The 18,500-nt window shown below is 67.3% G+C and carries 17 protein-coding genes; 10 read left to right on the forward strand and 7 right to left on the reverse strand.

The window, feature by feature from the left end; translation table 11 throughout:
* Positions 1–73 precede the first annotated feature (73 nt).
* On the reverse strand, positions 74–1,546 hold the full coding sequence (locus tag SLQ33_RS07840; protein WP_319453221.1) for an aldehyde dehydrogenase: 1,473 nt from the start codon (positions 1,544–1,546) through the stop codon (positions 74–76).
* A gap of 55 nt (positions 1,547–1,601) precedes the next feature.
* Complete coding sequence (locus tag SLQ33_RS07845; RefSeq protein ID WP_319453222.1) at positions 1,602–2,366, reverse strand: class I SAM-dependent methyltransferase; 765 nt, start codon at positions 2,364–2,366, stop codon at positions 1,602–1,604.
* Positions 2,367–2,401: 35 nt separating this feature from the next.
* Between SLQ33_RS07845 and SLQ33_RS07850 the strand changes: the two genes are divergently transcribed.
* The 9 genes from SLQ33_RS07850 to SLQ33_RS07890 all read left to right on the forward strand — a co-directional run bounded on the left by SLQ33_RS07850 (position 2,402) and on the right by SLQ33_RS07890 (position 11,737).
* Positions 2,402–3,562, forward strand: a complete 1,161-nt coding sequence (locus SLQ33_RS07850) for a glycosyltransferase family 4 protein (protein WP_319453223.1) — start codon at positions 2,402–2,404, stop codon at positions 3,560–3,562.
* A gap of 75 nt (positions 3,563–3,637) precedes the next feature.
* A complete protein-coding gene (locus SLQ33_RS07855; protein WP_319453224.1) occupies positions 3,638–4,570 on the forward strand; it encodes a LysR substrate-binding domain-containing protein in 933 nt (310 codons plus the stop codon).
* A gap of 54 nt (positions 4,571–4,624) precedes the next feature.
* The gene (locus SLQ33_RS07860; RefSeq protein WP_319453225.1) at positions 4,625–5,983 is read left to right on the forward strand and encodes an MmgE/PrpD family protein; all 1,359 of its coding nucleotides are present in this window, start codon (positions 4,625–4,627) and stop codon (positions 5,981–5,983) included.
* Complete coding sequence (locus SLQ33_RS07865) at positions 5,980–6,483, forward strand: MmgE/PrpD family protein (protein WP_319453226.1); 504 nt, start codon at positions 5,980–5,982, stop codon at positions 6,481–6,483. Before SLQ33_RS07860 ends, SLQ33_RS07865 begins: the two co-directional genes overlap by 4 nt.
* Positions 6,473–7,081 carry a tripartite tricarboxylate transporter TctB family protein gene (locus tag SLQ33_RS07870; RefSeq protein WP_319453227.1) on the forward strand — a complete coding sequence of 203 codons (609 nt, stop codon included), beginning with the start codon at positions 6,473–6,475 and terminating at the stop codon, positions 7,079–7,081. Before SLQ33_RS07865 ends, SLQ33_RS07870 begins: the two co-directional genes overlap by 11 nt.
* A 64-nt stretch (positions 7,082–7,145) precedes the next feature.
* Positions 7,146–8,660, forward strand: coding sequence for a tripartite tricarboxylate transporter permease (locus SLQ33_RS07875; protein WP_319453228.1), 1,515 nt, complete (start codon positions 7,146–7,148; stop codon positions 8,658–8,660).
* A 40-nt stretch (positions 8,661–8,700) separates the two neighbouring features.
* Positions 8,701–9,693 (forward strand): tripartite tricarboxylate transporter substrate binding protein, encoded by a 993-nt coding sequence (locus SLQ33_RS07880; RefSeq protein ID WP_319453229.1) that lies wholly within the window; start codon positions 8,701–8,703, stop codon positions 9,691–9,693.
* Complete coding sequence (locus tag SLQ33_RS07885) at positions 9,690–11,057, forward strand: MmgE/PrpD family protein (RefSeq protein ID WP_319453230.1); 1,368 nt, start codon at positions 9,690–9,692, stop codon at positions 11,055–11,057. The genes SLQ33_RS07880 and SLQ33_RS07885 overlap by 4 nt, the downstream gene beginning before the upstream one ends.
* A complete protein-coding gene (locus SLQ33_RS07890) occupies positions 11,054–11,737 on the forward strand; it encodes an SDR family NAD(P)-dependent oxidoreductase (RefSeq protein WP_319453231.1) in 684 nt (227 codons plus the stop codon). Before SLQ33_RS07885 ends, SLQ33_RS07890 begins: the two co-directional genes overlap by 4 nt.
* A gap of 20 nt (positions 11,738–11,757) precedes the next feature.
* Here the strand turns inward: SLQ33_RS07890 and SLQ33_RS07895 are convergent, their stop codons facing one another.
* The 4 genes from SLQ33_RS07895 to SLQ33_RS07910 are packed head-to-tail and all read right to left on the reverse strand — an operon-like array spanning position 11,758 to position 16,335.
* On the reverse strand, positions 11,758–13,137 hold the full coding sequence (locus SLQ33_RS07895) for an MmgE/PrpD family protein (protein ID WP_319453232.1): 1,380 nt from the start codon (positions 13,135–13,137) through the stop codon (positions 11,758–11,760).
* Complete coding sequence (locus SLQ33_RS07900) at positions 13,134–14,129, reverse strand: Bug family tripartite tricarboxylate transporter substrate binding protein (RefSeq protein ID WP_319453233.1); 996 nt, start codon at positions 14,127–14,129, stop codon at positions 13,134–13,136. The genes SLQ33_RS07895 and SLQ33_RS07900 overlap by 4 nt, the downstream gene beginning before the upstream one ends.
* A 39-nt stretch (positions 14,130–14,168) precedes the next feature.
* Positions 14,169–15,683 (reverse strand): tripartite tricarboxylate transporter permease, encoded by a 1,515-nt coding sequence (locus SLQ33_RS07905; RefSeq protein WP_319453234.1) that lies wholly within the window; start codon positions 15,681–15,683, stop codon positions 14,169–14,171.
* A gap of 46 nt (positions 15,684–15,729) precedes the next feature.
* A complete protein-coding gene (locus SLQ33_RS07910; protein WP_319453235.1) occupies positions 15,730–16,335 on the reverse strand; it encodes a tripartite tricarboxylate transporter TctB family protein in 606 nt (201 codons plus the stop codon).
* 194 nt (positions 16,336–16,529) lie between these two features.
* On the opposite strand from SLQ33_RS07910, the gene SLQ33_RS07915 reads away from it, so the two are divergent.
* Positions 16,530–17,267 (forward strand): IclR family transcriptional regulator, encoded by a 738-nt coding sequence (locus SLQ33_RS07915; protein WP_319453236.1) that lies wholly within the window; start codon positions 16,530–16,532, stop codon positions 17,265–17,267.
* On the opposite strand, the gene SLQ33_RS07920 is transcribed toward SLQ33_RS07915, so the two are convergent.
* Positions 17,264–18,460 carry an MFS transporter gene (locus tag SLQ33_RS07920; protein ID WP_319453237.1) on the reverse strand — a complete coding sequence of 399 codons (1,197 nt, stop codon included), beginning with the start codon at positions 18,458–18,460 and terminating at the stop codon, positions 17,264–17,266. The two genes, SLQ33_RS07915 and SLQ33_RS07920, sit on opposite strands and share 4 nt — an antisense overlap.
* Positions 18,461–18,500 lie beyond the last annotated feature (40 nt).

Below are 18,500 nucleotides of genomic sequence, written 5' to 3' on the forward strand. Positions count from 1 at the left end.
CGGTGAGATCGCATCTCGGCGTTGAAATGCGATCTCACCGCAGTCTCGGCGAAGGGGTGGCGGGTGGTGCAGGTTATTCCGGCTTGTAGCCGAACGGCAGCAGCACGCTCTTCGCCTGCGTGTATTGCTCGATGCCTTCGGGGCCGTTCTCGCGGCCGATGCCGGAGTTCTTGTAGCCGCCGAACGGGGCACCGGGGTCGAAGGCGTACATGTTGACCGCGTAGGTGCCGGTGCGGATCTGCGCCGCGATCTTCATGGCCTTGTCGTTGTCGGTGGTGAACACCGAGCCGGCCAGACCGTAGACGGAGTCGTTGGCGATGCGCACCGCGTCCTCTTCGGTGTCGTAGGGGATCACCGCCAGCACCGGTCCGAAGATCTCCTCCTGGGCGATGGTCATCGAGTTGTCGACGTCGGCGAAGACCGTGGGCTGCACGAACCAGCCGGAGTCGAGGCCCTCGGGGCGGCCGCCACCGGTGACGATGCGCGCGCCCTCCTCGACGCCCTTCTTGATGTAGGCCTCGACGCGCTCGCGCTGCTTCTCGCTGATCAACGCTCCGATCATGGCGCCCGCGTCGTCGGGCAGCCCGACGGGCATGGCTGAGGCTGCGGCGGCGAGCTTCTCGACGATCTCGTCGTAGCGCGACCGCGGCGCCAAGATGCGGGTCTGTGCGACGCAGGCCTGCCCGGTGTTCATCAGCCCGGAGAACACCAGCATCGGCAGCGTGGAGTCCAGGTCGGCGTCTTCGAGGATGATGGCGGCGGACTTGCCGCCCAGTTCCAGCGAACACGGCTTGAGTTTCTCGGCGGCGATCTTGGCGATCTCCTTGCCCACTGCCGAGGAGCCGGTGAAGGTGAACTTGTCGATTTCGGGGTTGGCGGTCAGCGCGCGCCCGGTGTCCGGGCCGCCGGGCACGACTGAGAGCACGCCCTCGGGCAGGCCGGCCTCGGCGAAGATGTCGGCCATGGCGAACAGCGACAGCGGGGTCTCGGCGGCCGGTTTCACCACGATCGTGCAGCCGGCCAGTAGTGCGGGTCCGAGCTTGTTGGCGGCCAGGAAGAACGGCACGTTCCAGGCGGTGACGGCGGCGACGACGCCGATCGGCTCGCGCAGCACCATCGTCGTTCCGTAGACGCCGTCGCGGAAGTCGCGCCAGGTGAACTTGTCCGCCGCGCCCGCGAAGTACTGGAACGACGACATCGCCGCGCCGTACTGCATCATGTCGACGATGGTGGGCGGCTGGCCCGTCTCGGCGGCCAGCAGGAACTTCAGCTCCTCGGCGCGCTCTTCCAAGATCTTGACGGCGCGGCCAAGGATCTCGGCGCGCTCGGCGGGCGACAGGTGCGGCCACGGGCCCTCGTCGAAGGCCTTGCGCGCGGCGGCGCACGCGGCGTCCACGTCGGCCGCGGCGGCCAGCGGCACCTTGCCCACCAACTCGCCGGTGGCAGGCGAGTGCACCTCGATGACCTCGCTGGTCGACGGCTCGACCCACTTACCGCCGATGAACAACTTGTCCCACTCGGTCTTGAACGCCGTGCTCTGTGTCATGAGCGTCACATTACCCATCGAATCGCGAAACGAGAACCTGTTGCAGTTCGCATGCTCAGCGCGGTTGCAACACCAGCACCAGATTGCTCACCGTGAATTCCCGGAGCACCGGGATGCGCGTCATCCACCAGGCCCATCGTGGGTGGTAGCGAGGGAATGCGGCGACGAGCGCTCCCGTGCTCTTCGCCCACTGGAGCCCGTCGGCAGCGGAGACGGCGAACAACGACGAGCCGTAGTCATTCTTGGGGCGACGACCGTGTTTGCGGGCGTAGCGGTCGGCCGCCCGAGCGCCGCCGAGATAGTGCGCCCACCCCATTTCGTGTCCGCCGAACGGGCCCAGCCACACCGTGTAGGACAGCACCACCAGGCCACCGGGCCGGGTGACGCGCAACTGCTCGCGGCCAAGTAACCACGGCTCGCGAACGTGCTCGGCCACGTTCGAGGACACGCAGATGTCGATGCTGTCGTCGGCGAACGGCAGCGCCATGCCGGAGGCTCGGACGAACGTGCCTGCGCCGGGTTCGCCGGCTGGCCCGGCGTGCATCTCAGCCGGATCGGGTTCCACGCCGACATAGTCGAGTCCAGCGTCGGCGAACGCTTCGGCGAAGTAGCCCGGGCCACCGCCTACGTCGAGCACGGTGCGTCCCGCGGGTGAGGTGCCGTTCATCGCCGTCCACAACGACGTGACCAGTGCGACGGTGTCCTCGGCCAGCGCGCCGTAGAACCGCGCCGGGTCCGACTGCTCGAACCGGAACTCGCTGAGCAGGCGCACCGACCGGGTCAACGTGGCCCGAGCAGCGAACAGATCGGTGACGTCCACCGGTCGAGCCTAAGACGGTGGCTACTCTGGACGGGATGTCCACCACGCCGATCCGCTCCGTCTTGCTGCTGGGTTGGCGAGACACGGGTCATCCGCAGGGCGGTGGCAGCGAGACGTACCTGCAACGCATCGGCAGCCAACTCGCCGCATCGGGCGTCGCGGTGACGCTGCGCACCGCGCGGTACCCGGGGAGCGCACTTAGCGAGGTCGTCGACGGCGTCACGATCAGCAGGGCCGGCGGCCGGTACACGGTCTACGTGCTCGCGGGGCTGGCGATGGTCGCGGCTCGCCTCGGGCTCGGACCGCTGCGCCGCGTGCGACCCGACGTCGTGGTCGACACGCAGAACGGGCTGCCGTTCCTATCCCGGCTGGTGTACGGCGGCCGCGCGGTGGTGCTCGTGCATCACTGCCACCGCGACATGTGGCCGGTGGCCGGTTGGCTGCTCAGCCGGGTGGGCTGGTTCGTCGAGTCGACGCTCTCGCCACGGCTGCATCGCAACAACCAGTACGTCACGGTGTCGCTTCCGTCAGCGCGCGACCTCGTCGAACTTGGGGTGAACGCCGATCGCATCGCGGTGGTCCGCAATGGACTCGACGAAGCACCCGCACACACCCTGACCGAGCCGCGGTCGACGACGCCGAGGGTCGCCGTGCTGTCACGTCTGGTGCCGCACAAGCAGATTGAGCACGCGCTGGACGCCGTTGCCGCGCTCCGGCCGACCCAGCCCGAACTTCACCTCGACGTCATCGGGGGCGGTTGGTGGGCGGCCCGACTGGTCGAGCATGCCGAGCTGCTGGGCATCTCGGATGCGGTGACGTTCCACGGCCACGTCGACGACGAGACCAAACATTATGTGCTGCAACGCTCTTGGGTGCACGTACTGCCGTCACACAAGGAGGGGTGGGCGCTGGCGGTCACCGAGGCGGCACAGCACGCCGTGCCGACCATCGGCTACCGATCCTCCGGTGGGCTGACGGACTCGATCGTGGACGGCGTGACGGGGCTGCTGGTCGACGACCACGCCGATCTGGTCGACGGGCTCGAGCGGCTGTTGACCGACCAGGTGCTGCGCGAGCAACTCGGCGTCAAGGCGCAGGCCCGCAGCCTCGAATTCTCCTGGCGCCAAAGCGCAACGGCCATGCGCGACGTGTTGGAGTCGGTCTCCGACGGCCGCCGGGTCAGCGGCGTCGTCTAACGAGCAGGCCCGGATGCCACGCCGAACGCCTCACCGACGAAGGGGGCTGGAGGCGGCCACCACGGTGATGAACCGATGACGCACGACAGCGTCAAGGACGTCACATTCGTCGACCTCGAGACGTTCGTCGTGTTCGCGCGCTCCGAGCACTTCGGTCAAACGGCGAACGAACTGGGGGTGAGCGTCGCCACCGTGCAGCGCGTCGTCCGATCGCTGGAGCGCAAGCTCGGGGTGTCGCTCATCGAGCAGTCGGGTCGCAGAGTCCGCATGCTGCCCGCGGGGCGGGTGCTCGAGCGCGAGGCTCACGCGGTGCTGCGCGGCAGACAAGACGCGATCTCGAACACTCGCGCCGACGCCGGCCACACGAGCCTGCTGCGAATCGCCCACACCTTCTCGCTCGGGCTTGGCTTTGTGCCCGGCGTGCTCGCCGAACTGCTCGAGGTCGTCCCGGGGGTGCGATTCCGCTGTTGGCAGGGGTCCGCGACCGACGTCATCGCAGCGCTGCTGCGCGGTGAGGCCGACGTCGCCTTCACCTCGGTCGCCCCGTCCGACCGCGACTTCGTGGTCGAGCCGCTGTTCACCGAGTCGCTGCTGCTCGCCGTGCCCGCAGCCGATCCACTGGCGGCGGTCGTCAGCGCCTCGCTCGACGATGTCCGCGACCGCCCCTTCGTGGCCATGGAGCTTGGCGCGAGCAGCCGCACGTCGATGGTGAATGCCTGTGCCAGAGCGGGATTCGTGCCGCGCATCGCCGCAGAGGGCAACGACCTGTTCGTGGTCGAGTCGATGGTCGGTGCGGGTATCGGCGTCTCGCTGGTGCCGCAGGGGATGACCGACCACCAGCATCCCCGCGTCGTGCGGTTGCCGATCGTCCACCCGGTGATACCCGATCGGACGGTCCTGCTGGTCTATCCCCGGTCGAGCGCCCAGTTCGCCAACGTGCAGGTGTTGAGCAAGATCGCGCTCCTCCGGGGGCGCGCCCGGCAAGAATCGTTTCACAAATTGCAATGATCGCGTCTCGGCGCGACGTTGTTCGGCCTGATCGGGCTTCGTAGCGTTCACCACATGCCGTCTTCTGTGGTTCAGCGCACAACTCGCTTCAGTCGTGACCTAGCTCATGCTGCGTCCCGGCCGCTGCCCGCGGGCGTGGACCAGGCTGCGCGCCGGTCACTGTTCAACGTGTTCGGCACCACCATTGGGGCGGCCACCTCTCCGGCCGTCGAGGTCGCACTCGAGACCGTGCGCACGCTGCGGATCACTGGCTCGGTACCGGTGTTGGGCCGGCGCGACACCGTCGACCGGCATTGGGGCGCACTGATCGCCGGGACCGCCGGTCATTACGACGACTTCGACGACACCCACCTGGCCACCGTGATTCACCCCGGGGCCGCGACACTCGGCGTACTCGTCGCCCTGCACGACACTCCGGTCGCATCGGGAGAGGCGTTCCTGCGCGCATTCGCGCTCGGGTGCGAGGCGCAACTGCGGATCGGAAACGCCATCTCGCCGAACCACTACGACCGCGGCTGGCACATCACCGGTACCTGCGGGGTCTTCGGCGCGACAGTGGCCGCCGCCGTGATTCTCGGGTACGACGCGGACCGGCTGGAAGCCGCATTGGCTGCCGCGTCGACGATGACCCTCGGTCATCGGGAAGCCTTCGGCTCGATGACCAAGCCGTTCCACGCGGGCAAGGCCGCCGCGAATGGACTCCTTGCCGCCCAGCGCGGTGCCCGCGGCGGCGCGGCCTTCGAAGCGCTCGGTGACTTCGGCATCCTGACGATGTTCGCCGATGCCGTCGACGACGCGAAGCTGTTCGGATCGTGGGACGGGGACTGGGAATTGGAGCGCAACGCGTTCAAACCGTATCCGTGCGGGATCGTGGCGCACCCGGCGATCGACGCGGCGCTCGAAGCGGGCGCGAAGGTGACCGCCGACGCCATCGTCGGAATCGACGTGAGCTGCCACCCCCTTGTGCCCGAGTTGATGGGCATCGAGCAACCCGCCGACGGACTGCAGGCGCGGTTCTCGGCCCGGCACGGCGTCGCCGTAGGACTGCTCGACCGCACGGTCGGGCTGGCCCAGTTCAGCGACGCGCGGGCCACCTCTGCCGACGCCACCCGGCTGCGGGCGATCACCAGGCTGGTCCCGAGCGACGACTGCGCCCGTGACGCCGCGACCGTGACGGTGCACTCGGCCGACCGCGACGACGTCGTCGCGCACGTCCCGCACGCCCGGGGCAGCCTGGCCCGCCCGCTCACCGACGCCGAACTGTCGGCAAAGGTGAGCGCGCTGACCGAACCGGTGCTCGGAATCGACACCGGTGCAGCACTTCTTCGCGCGGTCGAGGAGATCGACGCGCCGACCGGATTCGCCGATGTGCTCGCCGCAGCACTCCCGGCGCAAGAGAGGGAACGGGTATGACCTACATCGACGACATCGTGACGTTCATCGCAACCGCCGAACCGACGGTCAACGACCAGTCGCCACCGCATGGCTGGGGCGCAGTAAGCGCCGCGGTCGACGCCGCAGCCGAGCACTCCCCGGGTGCCGACACGTCGCTGGCCTACGCGGTTGGCTGCGCGGTCGCCGAACAGGTTGCAGCGGTGCTGGATTCGGCGCAGTCCGCCGACGGATGGAGCAGACGTAGCGTTGCCGGAGCGGTCGGCGCGGGCGCGGCGGTCGGCCGGTTGCTGGAGTTCGACGACGCCAAGTTGCGCCACCTGCTGGGCCTGTGTGCGACCCAGGCGACGGGGCTGCGGAGTCTCGACGACACCGAAGCCGGCACGCTGCAGGTCGCCAAGGCGGCGGCCGACGCGGTTGAGGCCGCGCTGCTCGTGTCCAACGGCTTCACCTCCTCGGCGGACGGACTGACCGGCCGCAGAGGCCTTTTCGCGCTGATGGCGGCGCACCATGGTGAGTGACTCGAGCGGGAAGGTCGATGCCCGACCGGGGCCCCCCGAGCCGGAGCCCCCCGAACCCGTACCCCCCGAGGCGCCTCCCGACCTCGGGTCCGATGAGGAAGGGCCGACGGAGGACGAGATCCGGCTGACCCGACGGGTGCACGTGGTACTCGGCGCGGTGGTGGCGGCACTGGGTGCTTGGCTGCTGTACCGAAGCCTGACGGAACTGTCGTTCCGCGGTGAGAACGGGGAGCCCGGGCCGGGATTGCTACCGGTGCTGCTGACGATTTGCCTGGTCGCACTGGGGTTGTTCTTGGCCGTGGTATCCGCGTTCGGACCCCGCGCCCGCAGCGCCGAGGCGCCGACGCTTTCGTTCGGCCGAGCCGAGATCGGTCGGGCACTCCTGGTGTGGCTGGCGCTGGCGCTTTGCGCGGCGCTGCTGGAGCCCGCGGGCTTCCTGGTAGCGGGTGAGGTGATGGTGCTGGCGATCATTCTCGTTGTCGAGCGGATGCGCGCGGTCCCGTCGATCATCGCACTGTTGCTGTTGCCACTGGCGATGTACCTGGTGTTCGACATTCTGCTCGACGTGGACCTCCCGATGGGAACCCTCTGGCAATGATCGACTTTCGAATTCTTCCCGGGCGGAGCTCGGCTGAACGGACAACAGTGATCGGAGGTAGTCGATGGATGCGGTGAACGGTCTACTGTCGGGGCTCGAGGCCGCGCTCACGCCGACTAATCTGATGTGGCTCGTCGTGGGCTGCCTGCTGGGCACCCTGGTCGGCATCCTGCCCGGTCTCGGACCTCCTGCGACCATCTCGATTCTGCTGCCGTTGGCCACGGGCTTCGACCCGGCGACGGGCCTGATCATGATGGCCGGCATCTACTACGGCGCCAAGTACGGCGGATCGACCACCTCGATCCTGATGAACATCCCCGGTGAGTCGTCGTCGGTCGTCACCTGTATCGACGGCTACGAGATGGCCAAGCAGGGCAGGGCCGGACAAGCCTTGGGCATCGCTGCGATCGCCTCGTTCGTCGCGGGCACCATCGGCGTAATCGGCTTGACGTTCCTGGCGCCCGTGGCGGCGGACGTAGCGGTCAACTTCGGTCCGCCCGAGTACTCGGCCTTGATGATCTTCGCCTTGCTGCTGGTGATCATGCTGGCGGGCGACTCGATCAGCAAGGGCTTCATCTCGATGTTCATCGGGCTATTCCTCGCGACGATCGGCACCGACCTCTTCTCAGGAGAACAACGATTCACCGAGGGCCAGATCGAGTTGGCCGGTGGGGTCGAGTTCATCGCCCTGTCGGTTGGCATCTTCGCCATCGGCGAGGTGCTGGTCAACATCGAGCAGAAGACGCAGAAGCCATTGTTCGCGGTTCCCAAGAAGTTCCGCGAACTGCTGCCGTCGGTCAAGGACATCAAGAGGTCGACACCAGCGATGGTGCAGGGCGGTGTCGTCGGCTTCATCATTGGCATCCTGCCCGGCGCCGGTTCGACGGTCGCCTCGTTCGTGTCCTACATCATCGCCAAGAAGACGTCGAAGCATCCCGAGAAGTTCGGCAAGGGCGCCATCGAGGGTGTCGCGGCACCGGAGGCGGCGAACAACTCCGAGACCGGCGGCGCGATGGTGCCGTTGCTCACGATGGGCATTCCCGGATCCGGCACCGGCGCAGTACTTCTGGGTGCGTTGGTGCTCTATGGGCTCAATCCCGGCCCGCTGCTGTTCCACGAGCACGCCGACGTGGTGTGGCCGATCATCGCCAGCATGTACCTGGGCAACATCGTCCTGGTCATCATGAACCTGCCGATGGTGCCGTTGTTCGCGAAGCTGTTGAACACGCCCTACAAGGTGCTCTACCCGGGCATCCTGCTGATCTCGGTGGTCGGCGTGTTCAGCGTCAACTTCTCGGTGTTCGACGTCTGGTTGCTGGTGATCTTCGGACTGCTCGGCTACGTCATGCGCAAGCTCGACATCCCGCCCGCGCCATTGGTGCTCGCCTTCGTGCTCGGCCCGATCGCCGAGAACTCCATCCGCCAGTCGCTGCTGCTCAGCGACAACAGCCCAGTGATCTACCTGGAGCGTCCCATCTCCGCAGTACTCATCGGCCTGTCGGTGCTGCTGCTGCTGGTGCTGTCCTTCGGCCGCCGGACTCGCAAGGTTCGCGAACAGATGATCGACGTCGATGCCTGACCCAGGTCGACTCTCAACAACAATTTCGAAGGTGGACAACATGATTCGTGTCAGAAGGTTCCTCACCGTGACCGCGGCGGTCCTGTCGGTGCTCGTCGTAGCAGGCTGTGGTGGCTCGGGGTCGGGTGGAAGCCGCTCGGATTCGGTGGAGGTGGTCACCCACAACGCCGTCGGCGGCGGATCTGACGTCTTCACCCGCCAGCTCATCAAGGTGATGTACGACAGCAAGATCATTCCGAAGCAGTGGCCGGTACGCAATGTGCCCGCAGGCGACTCCATCGGCGCCATGTCGTACATGGTCGATCGAAAGGGCAACGCGGGGTTGATCGCTCAGGTCACTCCGACATGGCTGGCGACGCCGATGACGGTAGCCAACTCGTCGGTGAATCTCAGCCAGCTGACCCCGATCTCGCTCGTGGCCACCGAGCCCCAAGTAGTCGTCACGAACGCGAACTCCAAATTCAACACCTTCGCCGATTTCGTCGACGCCGCGAAGGCCGCGCCCGACACGCTGGTACAGGCCGGTGGGTCGAGCACCGCCAACGACGCGCTGACCAGACTGGTGCTGCAGGACACCCTGGGCGCCAAGTGGAAGTTCTTGTCGTTCGAGGACACCGGCTCTCGCATCACCGCGCTGCTGCGCGATGATGCGGACATCATGCTGAACAGTGCCTCCGACGTCTCCGAGCAAGTGAAGGCAGGTCAGCTCAAGGTGATCGCCGTCGTCGGCGACAAGCGGCTCGAGACGTTCCCCGACGTACCCACGACACAGGAACAGGGCATCGACTCCTCGAAGGTTCCCGTGCAGTTCCGCGCGATCATGGGCGCACCCGACATGCCGGAGGAGGCGGTGCAGGGCTATCAGGACGACCTGTCGAAGATGGTGGAGACCGAGGCCTGGAAGACCCTGGCGACCAACGACGGTCTGGTCACGCAGAACCTCCAGGACGACGAGTTCAAGAAGTACCTGCAGGAGCAGACCGACATCGTCGGTGGCCTGCTGGGGGAACTGGGTCTGAGGAAGGATCAGTGACCGAGTCGATACGTCCGGCCGGCGCCACGTCGGCGCTGGCAACGTATGCGGCGACGCTACGGTTCGACGCGCTGCCCAACCCGGTGGTCCACGAAGCCAAGCGCGCGTTGCTCGACCACGTCGGGGTGGCCGTCGCCGCCTCCGGTGAGGACTCGGTGGACGCCCTGCTGCGGGTCTCAGGCCGGCTGTCCGGTTCCGGCCCGTACACGGTGGTCGGGCGTACCGAGACCGCGACCATGCCCTACGCGGCGCTGATCAACGGCTTCGCCGCGCACCTGCTGGACTACGACGACACGTTCAACCCCGGTGACACCACCGTCCACGGCAGCGCCCCGGTGTGGCCGGTGATATTCGCGCTCGCCGAGGATCGTCCGGTGACCGGAGCCGAGGCGCTGACGGCGTTCGTCGCGGGCTTCGAGACTGAATGCCGGCTCGCGCGCGCGGCGGGCGATGTGCACTACGAAATCGGTTGGCACGTCACGGGAACGGTTGGACACGTCGGCGCCGCCGCCGCGGCGGGGCGGATGCTGCGACTGGCGCCCGACGTGCTCACGATGGCGCTGGGCAGCGCGGGCACCCAGGCGGCGGGACTGAAGTCGGTGTACGGCACCGACGGCAAGCCGCTGCATGCTGGCAAGGCGGCGATGGACGGTCTGCTGTCGGCGGTGATGGCGCAGGAGGGCATCACCTCATCGACCGACATCGTCGAGGGCCCCCGCGGCTTCCTCGCCGTCATGTCGACGGCCCCGGACCCAGCGAAGCTGCTGGAGGGCCTCGGAGTGCAGTGGCACCTGGTGGCCAACGGGTACAAGGCCTACCCCAACGGATCGCTCACGCATCCGGCGATCGACGCAGTGTTGCAGCTGCGGGCACAGCACGGTTTCGCCGCGGCCGATGTCAAACATGTTCGTGCGACAGTGAATTCGAAGGCCGCGACCGTAACCGGCAAGGTCGACCCGCGTACCGGGCTCGATGCCAAGTTCAGCCTGACGCATGCGGTCGCGGTGGCGCTTCTGGCGCGTCGCCCCCTGCCCGAGCACTTCACCGATTCCGCCGCGGTGGACCCCGAGATCGCCGCCGTGCGCGAACTCGTCGACGTGTGCTCCGACGCCGCAACCGGCAAGCGCGCCGCCGAGGTGACGGTGGAGTTGGCGGACGGCGGGTCGGTGACGTGTCGAATCGGCGACAACAAGGGCACTCCGAACAACCCGCTCTCCGACGCCGAGCTGACCGAGAAGTTCATCGACAACGTCGCGCCGCGACTCGGAGCTGAGACGGCGGGCGCGCTGGCCGCGGCGTGCTGGGCCGCCGAAGCCGCCGACGACTTCGCCGCAATCGTGCGACTGACGAGAAGGCCGACGTGAGCGGCGTCGCCGTGGTGACGGGCGGGGCCCGCAACCTCGGCCGCTCCCTGGTGTTGGCGCTGGCGCGTTCGGGCTACGACGTCGTCGTCAACGCCAGGACCGATGTCGAGGGCGCTGAGCAGACGGCAGCGGAGGCCCGCACCCTCGGTGTCTCGGCGCTCGTCGCGCTCGCCGACGTCGCCGACCCGGACGAGGTCACCCGGCTGTTCACGGCTGCCGACGGGCTCGGCCCGCTGCGGGTCCTGGTCAACAACGCCGCACTACGCACCCGGGTTCAACTGTCGGACTTGACGATCGCCGACTGGCAGGCGGTGCGCTCGGTGACCCTCGATGGCGCCATGTACTGCGCGCTCGCCGCGCTGCCGAGGCTGCGCGAGACGTGTGACGGCCGGATCGTCACGATGATCGGCGGCAATGCGCTGCGCGGGGACCCGGGCCGGGTGCACGTCTCCGCGGCCAAGCACGGCCTGATCGGAATGACGAAGGCGCTTGCGGTCGCGTGCGCGGACGATGGCATCACCGTCAACGCCGTGTCCCCGGGAAAGATGCGGCCCGAGAACGCGAGCGAGCAGGAAGCCGAACGCCGTCGCGGCATGGTCGCCGAGACCGTCGCGTTCCTGGCCTCGCCCGCCGCATCCGGTGTCACGGGTCAGCTGATCGAGGTCGGCCCCGCCACGTAGTCACGAGGGACGTGCGCGTGTCAGTCCTCGGCGCGCGGCACCGTCTGCGCGAGAAGCGTTGAAACGTCGTCCAACTGGTCGATGTTCCAGCAGGTGCTCAGCAGCGCCTCGGTGCGCTCGGAGCCCAGCACTGGACCGACGAGGTCGCGGAACTTGGTGCCCAACTCGTCGTCGGACAGTGGCGCCGCGGGGGTGCCGCGGTTGCCGCGCACCTCGGTGGTCAGCGTGCGCCCCGACGCGAGCACGAGTTCGACGTCGGCGGCCTGCTTGCCCAACGCAGGATCGGCGACGACCTTGACGCGGTCGCGGAGGTCGACGATGTCGGCGCGCGTCAGGATGTCCTCGCCGAGTTCCTCGGTGCCGACGCGGCGGAACGCCACGGCCGCGGCCGCGCAGTGGCGAAGGCTGAACTTGGCCTGCATACGGGTGGTTGGGCGGGGCAGGTCGGTGAAGCGCGCAGCGGGCGGCGACACCCGGACCTCGATCGCGGTGACATCGTCGGGTGCGACGTCCTCGGCGGTGACCAGCGCGATCACGCCGTCGATCATCGGGTGGGTCAGGGAACCACTCGGGTAGAGCTTGTATCCGTTGGAGGTGAGGTTCCACGTCTCGCCGAGGCCGATGCTGATCTTCTCCGCCGCCGGGTCGGTGCTCATCACCGCGAGGTAGCCAAAGTCACCCTCGAGGGCCTTGGCGCTGGCCGTCAGCCGCTGCTCGACGAGCGCGGCCGCCAGCACGCCGTCCATGGCGGCCTTGCCAGGGTGCATGCTCTTGAGGTCGCTTCCTGCCATCACGCGCAGTCCGGCCGCCTGCGTGGCGCCCGCGGCGATCGCGTGCTCGACCTGTTCGGCCCCCAGTCCCATGGTGCGGGCCGCGGCCGCCGCCGCACCGACGTGCCCGGACGTGCCGGTAACGTGCCAGCCCGCGTCGTAGTGCGTCTGACCCGCGGCGTGAGCGACGCGCGTCTCGACCTCGAAGCCCAGCGCGAACGTTGCGAGCGCCGCCCTGCCGCTGACCGGCTGGGCGTCGGTAACGGTGTCGGCCACCGCCAGGATGGCCGGCCAGACCGAGCAGCTGCCGTGCACGGTGGTGCCCGGCGGGTTGTAGACGTCGTCAAGGTCGAGCACGTGCGATGCGAACGCGTTGAGGAACGCGGCGTAGGGTGCCGAGACTTTCAGGTCGGTGCCGACCACCGTTGCGCCGCTGCGGTGTTCGTTGGCCGTCAACGCGTTTCGGGCCCGCCGCGTGGCGTCGTCGGTCGAGCCGGCGACGGTAACCCCGATGTGGTCGACCAGGGCACGTCGTGCCGCATGGAGGACGGATTCGGGAATCTGGTCCGCGTCGTGCTCGGCGACGAATCGCGCGAGCAGCGTGGTCGGGCTGGGATCAGGTTCGCTCACTGATCCTTCCTCAGCCCAAGCTCCGCCAGCAGGCCGCCGACGATGTCGGTCTGCTCCTGCAGGTACTTCTTGAAGTCGTCGTCCTGGAGGTTCTGGGTGACCAGGCCGCTGTCCTTGGCCAGTGCCTTCCAGCCCTCCGTCTCGACCATCTTCGACAGGTCGTCCTGGTAGCCCTGCACGGCTTCGGTGGGCATGTCAGGCGCGCCCATCACCGCGCGGAATTGCACGGGCACCTTGGAGGAGTCGATGCCCTGCTCCTCGGTGGTGCTGACGTCTGGGAAGGTTTCCAGGCGCTGGTTGCCGACCACCGAAATGACCTTGAGTTGGCCGGCTTTCACCTGCTCGGCGACGTCGGAAGCACTGCCGAGCATGATGTTGGCGTCATTGCGCAGCAGCGCGGTGATCCGCGATCCGGTGTCCTCGAACGAGAGGAACTTCCACTTCACGCCAAGGGTGTCCTGCAGCACGAGGCGGGTCAGCGCGTCGTTGGCCGTGCTGGAGCCGCCGGCCTGCACCAGGGTGTCGGGCGCGCCCTTGGCTGCGTTGACGAAGTCGGAGAACGAGTTGAACTGTGACTCCGCATTGGTGACGATCACCTGCGGTTCGGTGGCGACCAAGGTAATGGGGGTCAGCATGTCCAGCCCCACCGTGGCGTTGCTGACCGTCATGGGTGTCGCAAGCCAGGTGGGTGTGACCTGAGCGATCAAGCCCGCGTTGCCCTTTCGTTCGATCATGTACGACATGGCGCCGATCGAGTCGCCTGCGGGCACGTTGCGTACCGGCCACTGCGTCGGGATGATCTTGTCGTCGTACATCACCTTGATCATCTGGCGGGTGAAGACGTCCGAGCCGCCGCCGACGGCGTTGTGCGTGACCACTTCGACCGGACCGTTCGTGGGACCGTCGCTCGAACCGAACTTGCCGCACGCGGCCATTCCGAGCAGCGCCAGTATCGCGATGGTGATGGTGAGGAGTTTCCTGAATCGGATCATCAGAGTTCCTTCGTAGCGAGAGTTGAGGATTCGAGGGGGTTAGGCGTCAACGTCGACCAGCTGTTCGCGGACCTTCCGCGTCTTGCGGCCGAACGTCAGCACCAGCAGCAGGAGCACGGCGATGCCGATGAGCACCGCTGAGATGGGCCGCTGCAGGTAGATGATCGGGCTGTTGTCACTCAGCAGCAGCGACTGCCGGATCGAATTCTCCGCGATCGGGCCGAGCACGAACGCCAGAACCAATGGTGCAGGCGGGATGTCGAGTTTGCGCATCGCGTAACCGAGTAGGCCGAACACGGCGAGCAGCCCCACGTCGAACATCGAGAAGTTCACGCTGAAGACACCCACCACCGAGATCAGCAGGATCGCGGGGTAGAGCACCTTGTAAGGCGTGTTCAACAGCTTCGCGAATAGCGGCACCATCGGCAGGTTCATGATGACCAGGACGACGTTGCCCAGATACATGCTGGCGATGATCGGCCACACCACGTCGGCGTGCTCGTGGAATAGCAGCGGCCCTGGGTTCAGTCCGTAGAGCACCAGTGCACCGAGAAGCACTGCGCCGGTGCCGGATCCGGGTATGCCCATCGTGAGCAGGGGCACCATGGCGCCGCCGGTCTCCGAGTTGTTCGCGGCCTCCGGTGCGGCAACGCCTTCGATGGAGCCCTTGCCGAACTCCTCCGGGGTCTTGGACGTCTTCTTGGCGATGATGTACGAGACGAACGACGCGACCGTCGATCCGGCGCCCGGCAGGATGCCGATCAGGAACCCCACGAAGCCGCCCTGCAGCATGGCCGGCGTCGCCTTCCTGATGTCCTTACGGGACGGCAGCAGTTCGCTGAGCTTGCTGGGCACCTTGAACAGCTTCTTCTCGGTCTTGTCTTCGATGTTCACCAGCACCTCGCCGACGGCGAAGATGCCGACGCTCAAGGCGATGAACTCGATGCCGCCCGCTAGTTCGATCTGGCCTCCGGTGAAGCGCTGTTCACCCGAGAACAGGTCGGTCCCGATGGTGGCCAGGAACAGCCCGATGAACATCGAGATGAAGCCCTTGAGCATCGAGTCGCCTGCCAACATGATCACCAGTAGCAGCGCGAAGATCATCAAAGCGGAGTACTCGGGCGGACCGAAGTTCACCGCGACGTCGGCGGCCAGCGGAGCCAGGAACGTCAGCCCGATGACGCCGATGGTGCCCGCGACGAACGACGCGATGGCCGCGATGCCCAAAGCTGGTCCCGCACGGCCGTTCTTGGCCATCTCGTAGCCGTCGATACAGGTGACGACCGACGACGACTCACCGGGGATGTTCAGCAGGATCGACGTGGTCGAGCCGCCGTACTTCGCGCCGTAGTAGATGCCCGCCATCATGATGAGGCCGGTCGCCGGTTCGAAGCCTGTGGCCAGTGGCAACAGGATCGCAATGGTGGCAGGCGGGCCGAGTCCCGGCAGGATTCCGACCAGCGTGCCGAGCAGGCAGCCGACCACCAACCAGAGCAGGTTGGTCGGCGTGAAGGCCGACTGCAGCCCCGACAACAGTCCTTCGATCGCGCTCACCGACGTCCTCTCAGGAGAGTTCCGAGGTCTTCTTCTTGAAATCCGTTCATTGCCAGACGGTTCCCGGTGGCAGTTGCACCTCGAGCAAAATCTCGAACAGCAGGTACATCGCGGGTGGGACCAAGAGCAGCGCGATGATCGACGGAATCGAGCGCATCCGCTCGACGACGAGGATCACGAGGAGCACTAAGACTTCGCCCGCGATAAGGAAGCCGAACGGCTCGATGAGCACCGTGCAGATGACGAGCGCGAGCCAGCCGAGCAGCGCGCGTCCGAGCGCTGGCGGCTTGAGCGACAAAGCCGGCACGTCACCGCTGCGCGCTCTGGGCCCGACCAGCCACACGGCCGATAGCGCCAGACCGAGCGCGATGAGGCAGGTGGTCAGCAGCACCGGGAGGTAGCCGGGTCCCGGTTCGCCGTTGGAACCACGGAAGGGAAGCTCGGTCTCGCTTCGATACAGCATCCATGCACCCACCGCTGCGACGACGAGGCCGAGCACCACGTGCACGATGCGCGTGACCCGGACGTCGTGCTCGCTAGGGCCGTGCTCGGCCTCGGCGGGGTCGTCTGGTCTCGTGCTTCCAGCGTCGGAGTCGAGCTTGCGGCCTTCGCCCAGGGTGGCACCGGTGGGCCGTTCGGTGTCGTTCGCCATAACCGCCCTCGCCGATGTCTTCACAATGGAAATAGTTTCTGCTGATAGGAAACCTACGACCCGATGTGGAGATGTGTCAAGCGTCACTTTCAAACGTCGAAGCTGGCAGTTCTCGGCGCAACCGCCGGTAGTCTTCTTCTATGCAGAAGATGAGACCGGAGAGTGAAACTGGCCCCGCCTATCCGATTTCCTCGGTGAACAACGCGCTCCTCTTGCTGCTCCTGTTCCGCGAGCAGCCCCGGGTTCGGCTCACCGACGCATGCAAGTACCTCGGCGTCGCACACTCCACGGCACATCGCCTGCTGGCCATGCTGGCCCATCACGGTTTCGTCCAGCAGGAGCCCGTGACCCGCGCCTACGTCGCCGGGCCTGCCCTCGTCGAGGTGGGGTTGGCCGTCGTCGGTTCGCTGAACGTGCGCGAACAGGCTCGGCCCGCGATGGAGGAACTCAACACCGAACTCGGCGAGACCGTGCACCTCGGCGTACTCGAGGGCAATCAGGTGCGCTACGTCGACGCCGTCGAATCCGAACGCGCGCTGCGCGTGGTGGCGCGCACCGGCACCCTAGTGCCCGCCCACTGCACGTCGCTGGGCAAGGCGCTGCTCGCTCAGATGACGGATCAGGAAGTCGCAGACCGGTATCCGACGTCGGCTGAACCGTTCGCCGCTCGGACGGACCGGTCGATCACCACGCAAGCGGGCCTGATGAAGGAAATCGCGAAGGCCCGTGACCGCGGATATGCGGTGAACTCTGGCGAGACCGAGGAAGACGTCGGCTCTGTGGCAGTGGCTTTTCGCGACTTCGCCGGACGACTTGCCGCCATCGCCGTCGCTGCCCCTTCGAGTCGCTTGAACGCAGAACGAATTTCGCGCGTCGGCGAGTTGATGATCGACACCCTCGCCAAGGCGCCGGAGAGCCCGCGTCGGAGCTAGTCGTCGGGCTCGTCGCGGGCGCTGACGAGACCGGAGCCGGCGGTTGCGAGCATTACCGCGGCCAGCAGTGCGAACGCGGTCTGGACGCCCAGCCATCCGGAGACCACGCCGGCGGCGGCGAGAATGATGGTCTGTCCGAGCCGGTTGGTGGCGACGCGCAGGCCCAGGGCCGAACCCCGGCTCGTGTCGTCCACGAGGTTGACCACCCAGTCCATCGTGGTGGTCTGGGACAGCCCGAGTGCGAAGCCCAGCACCGACATCGCCAGGATCATCGACAGTAGGTCGTGGCTCACCGCGAGCACCACCAGACAGCCCGAGGCCACGGCCGTCGCGATCACCGTGAGTCTCAGCGTCGGCACCCGCCGCACGAAGATCGGTGTCGCCGCCCGAGCCAACAGGGCGCCGGTGGAACTGATGCCGAGGAGCAGGCCGACTTGCGACGGCGTGAGACCGACCGCCGCGCCGAGCAGTGGCACGTACACCAGGAGCAGGTCGATGCCGCTCTTGGCGGAGAAGCTCGTCATGAGCGCGGCGGGCATCCCACGCTTGCGAAGCAGGAGCCACACTCGTTCGGCGCGACCGGTTCGGACGGTGGACGTCTGAATTCTGGTGCGCCATGCCAGGAGTGACGGCGGTACTCCCGCCATGAAGACGAACGCGGCAACAAGTAGCGCCGTGGAGGTGGACTCCACGCTGGGCTGCTCGCTGTGGCCGATGATGACGCCGCCGAGCACCGGACCCACGATCTGGCCGAGCGCCGACACCGTGGTGAGGGTGCCGAACCTGTTGATGCGCGCCAATGAGCTCTGGGCCTGCGCCATGATGCTCTGCGCGCCGATGGTGCCCGACATGTGGCCGATGCCCAGCCCGGTGGTCGCTAGTGCGATGGCGGGGATGGGCTCGGCGACGACGAGCGCGAACGACGCACCCGCGGCGACCGCCAGCCCGAGGCCGAGAAGTACGGCGGGGTGGTGTTTTTCGGCCCAGCGACCGAACCCGACCGCCAGCAGCATGGGCGGTACCGCGAAGCAGGCCGAAGTGAGTCCGAGGGTGGTGCCGTCAGCGCCGAGGGCGAGCAGCCGGTAGGTCGACACCGGCCGGGCGAGCGTGACCGCCACCTGCAGCAGGAAGATGCTGGCGACGGTGCCGACCAACCACCACGGTGGCAGCGATCGTCCCGTGAACGCGCTCACGGCTCAGTCGCACCCCCGCCCGGAACGTCCGGTGCGGGGG

Source organism: Mycobacterium sp. RTGN6 (assembly GCF_033804605.1).
Lineage (GTDB): Bacteria > Actinomycetota > Actinomycetes > Mycobacteriales > Mycobacteriaceae > Mycobacterium.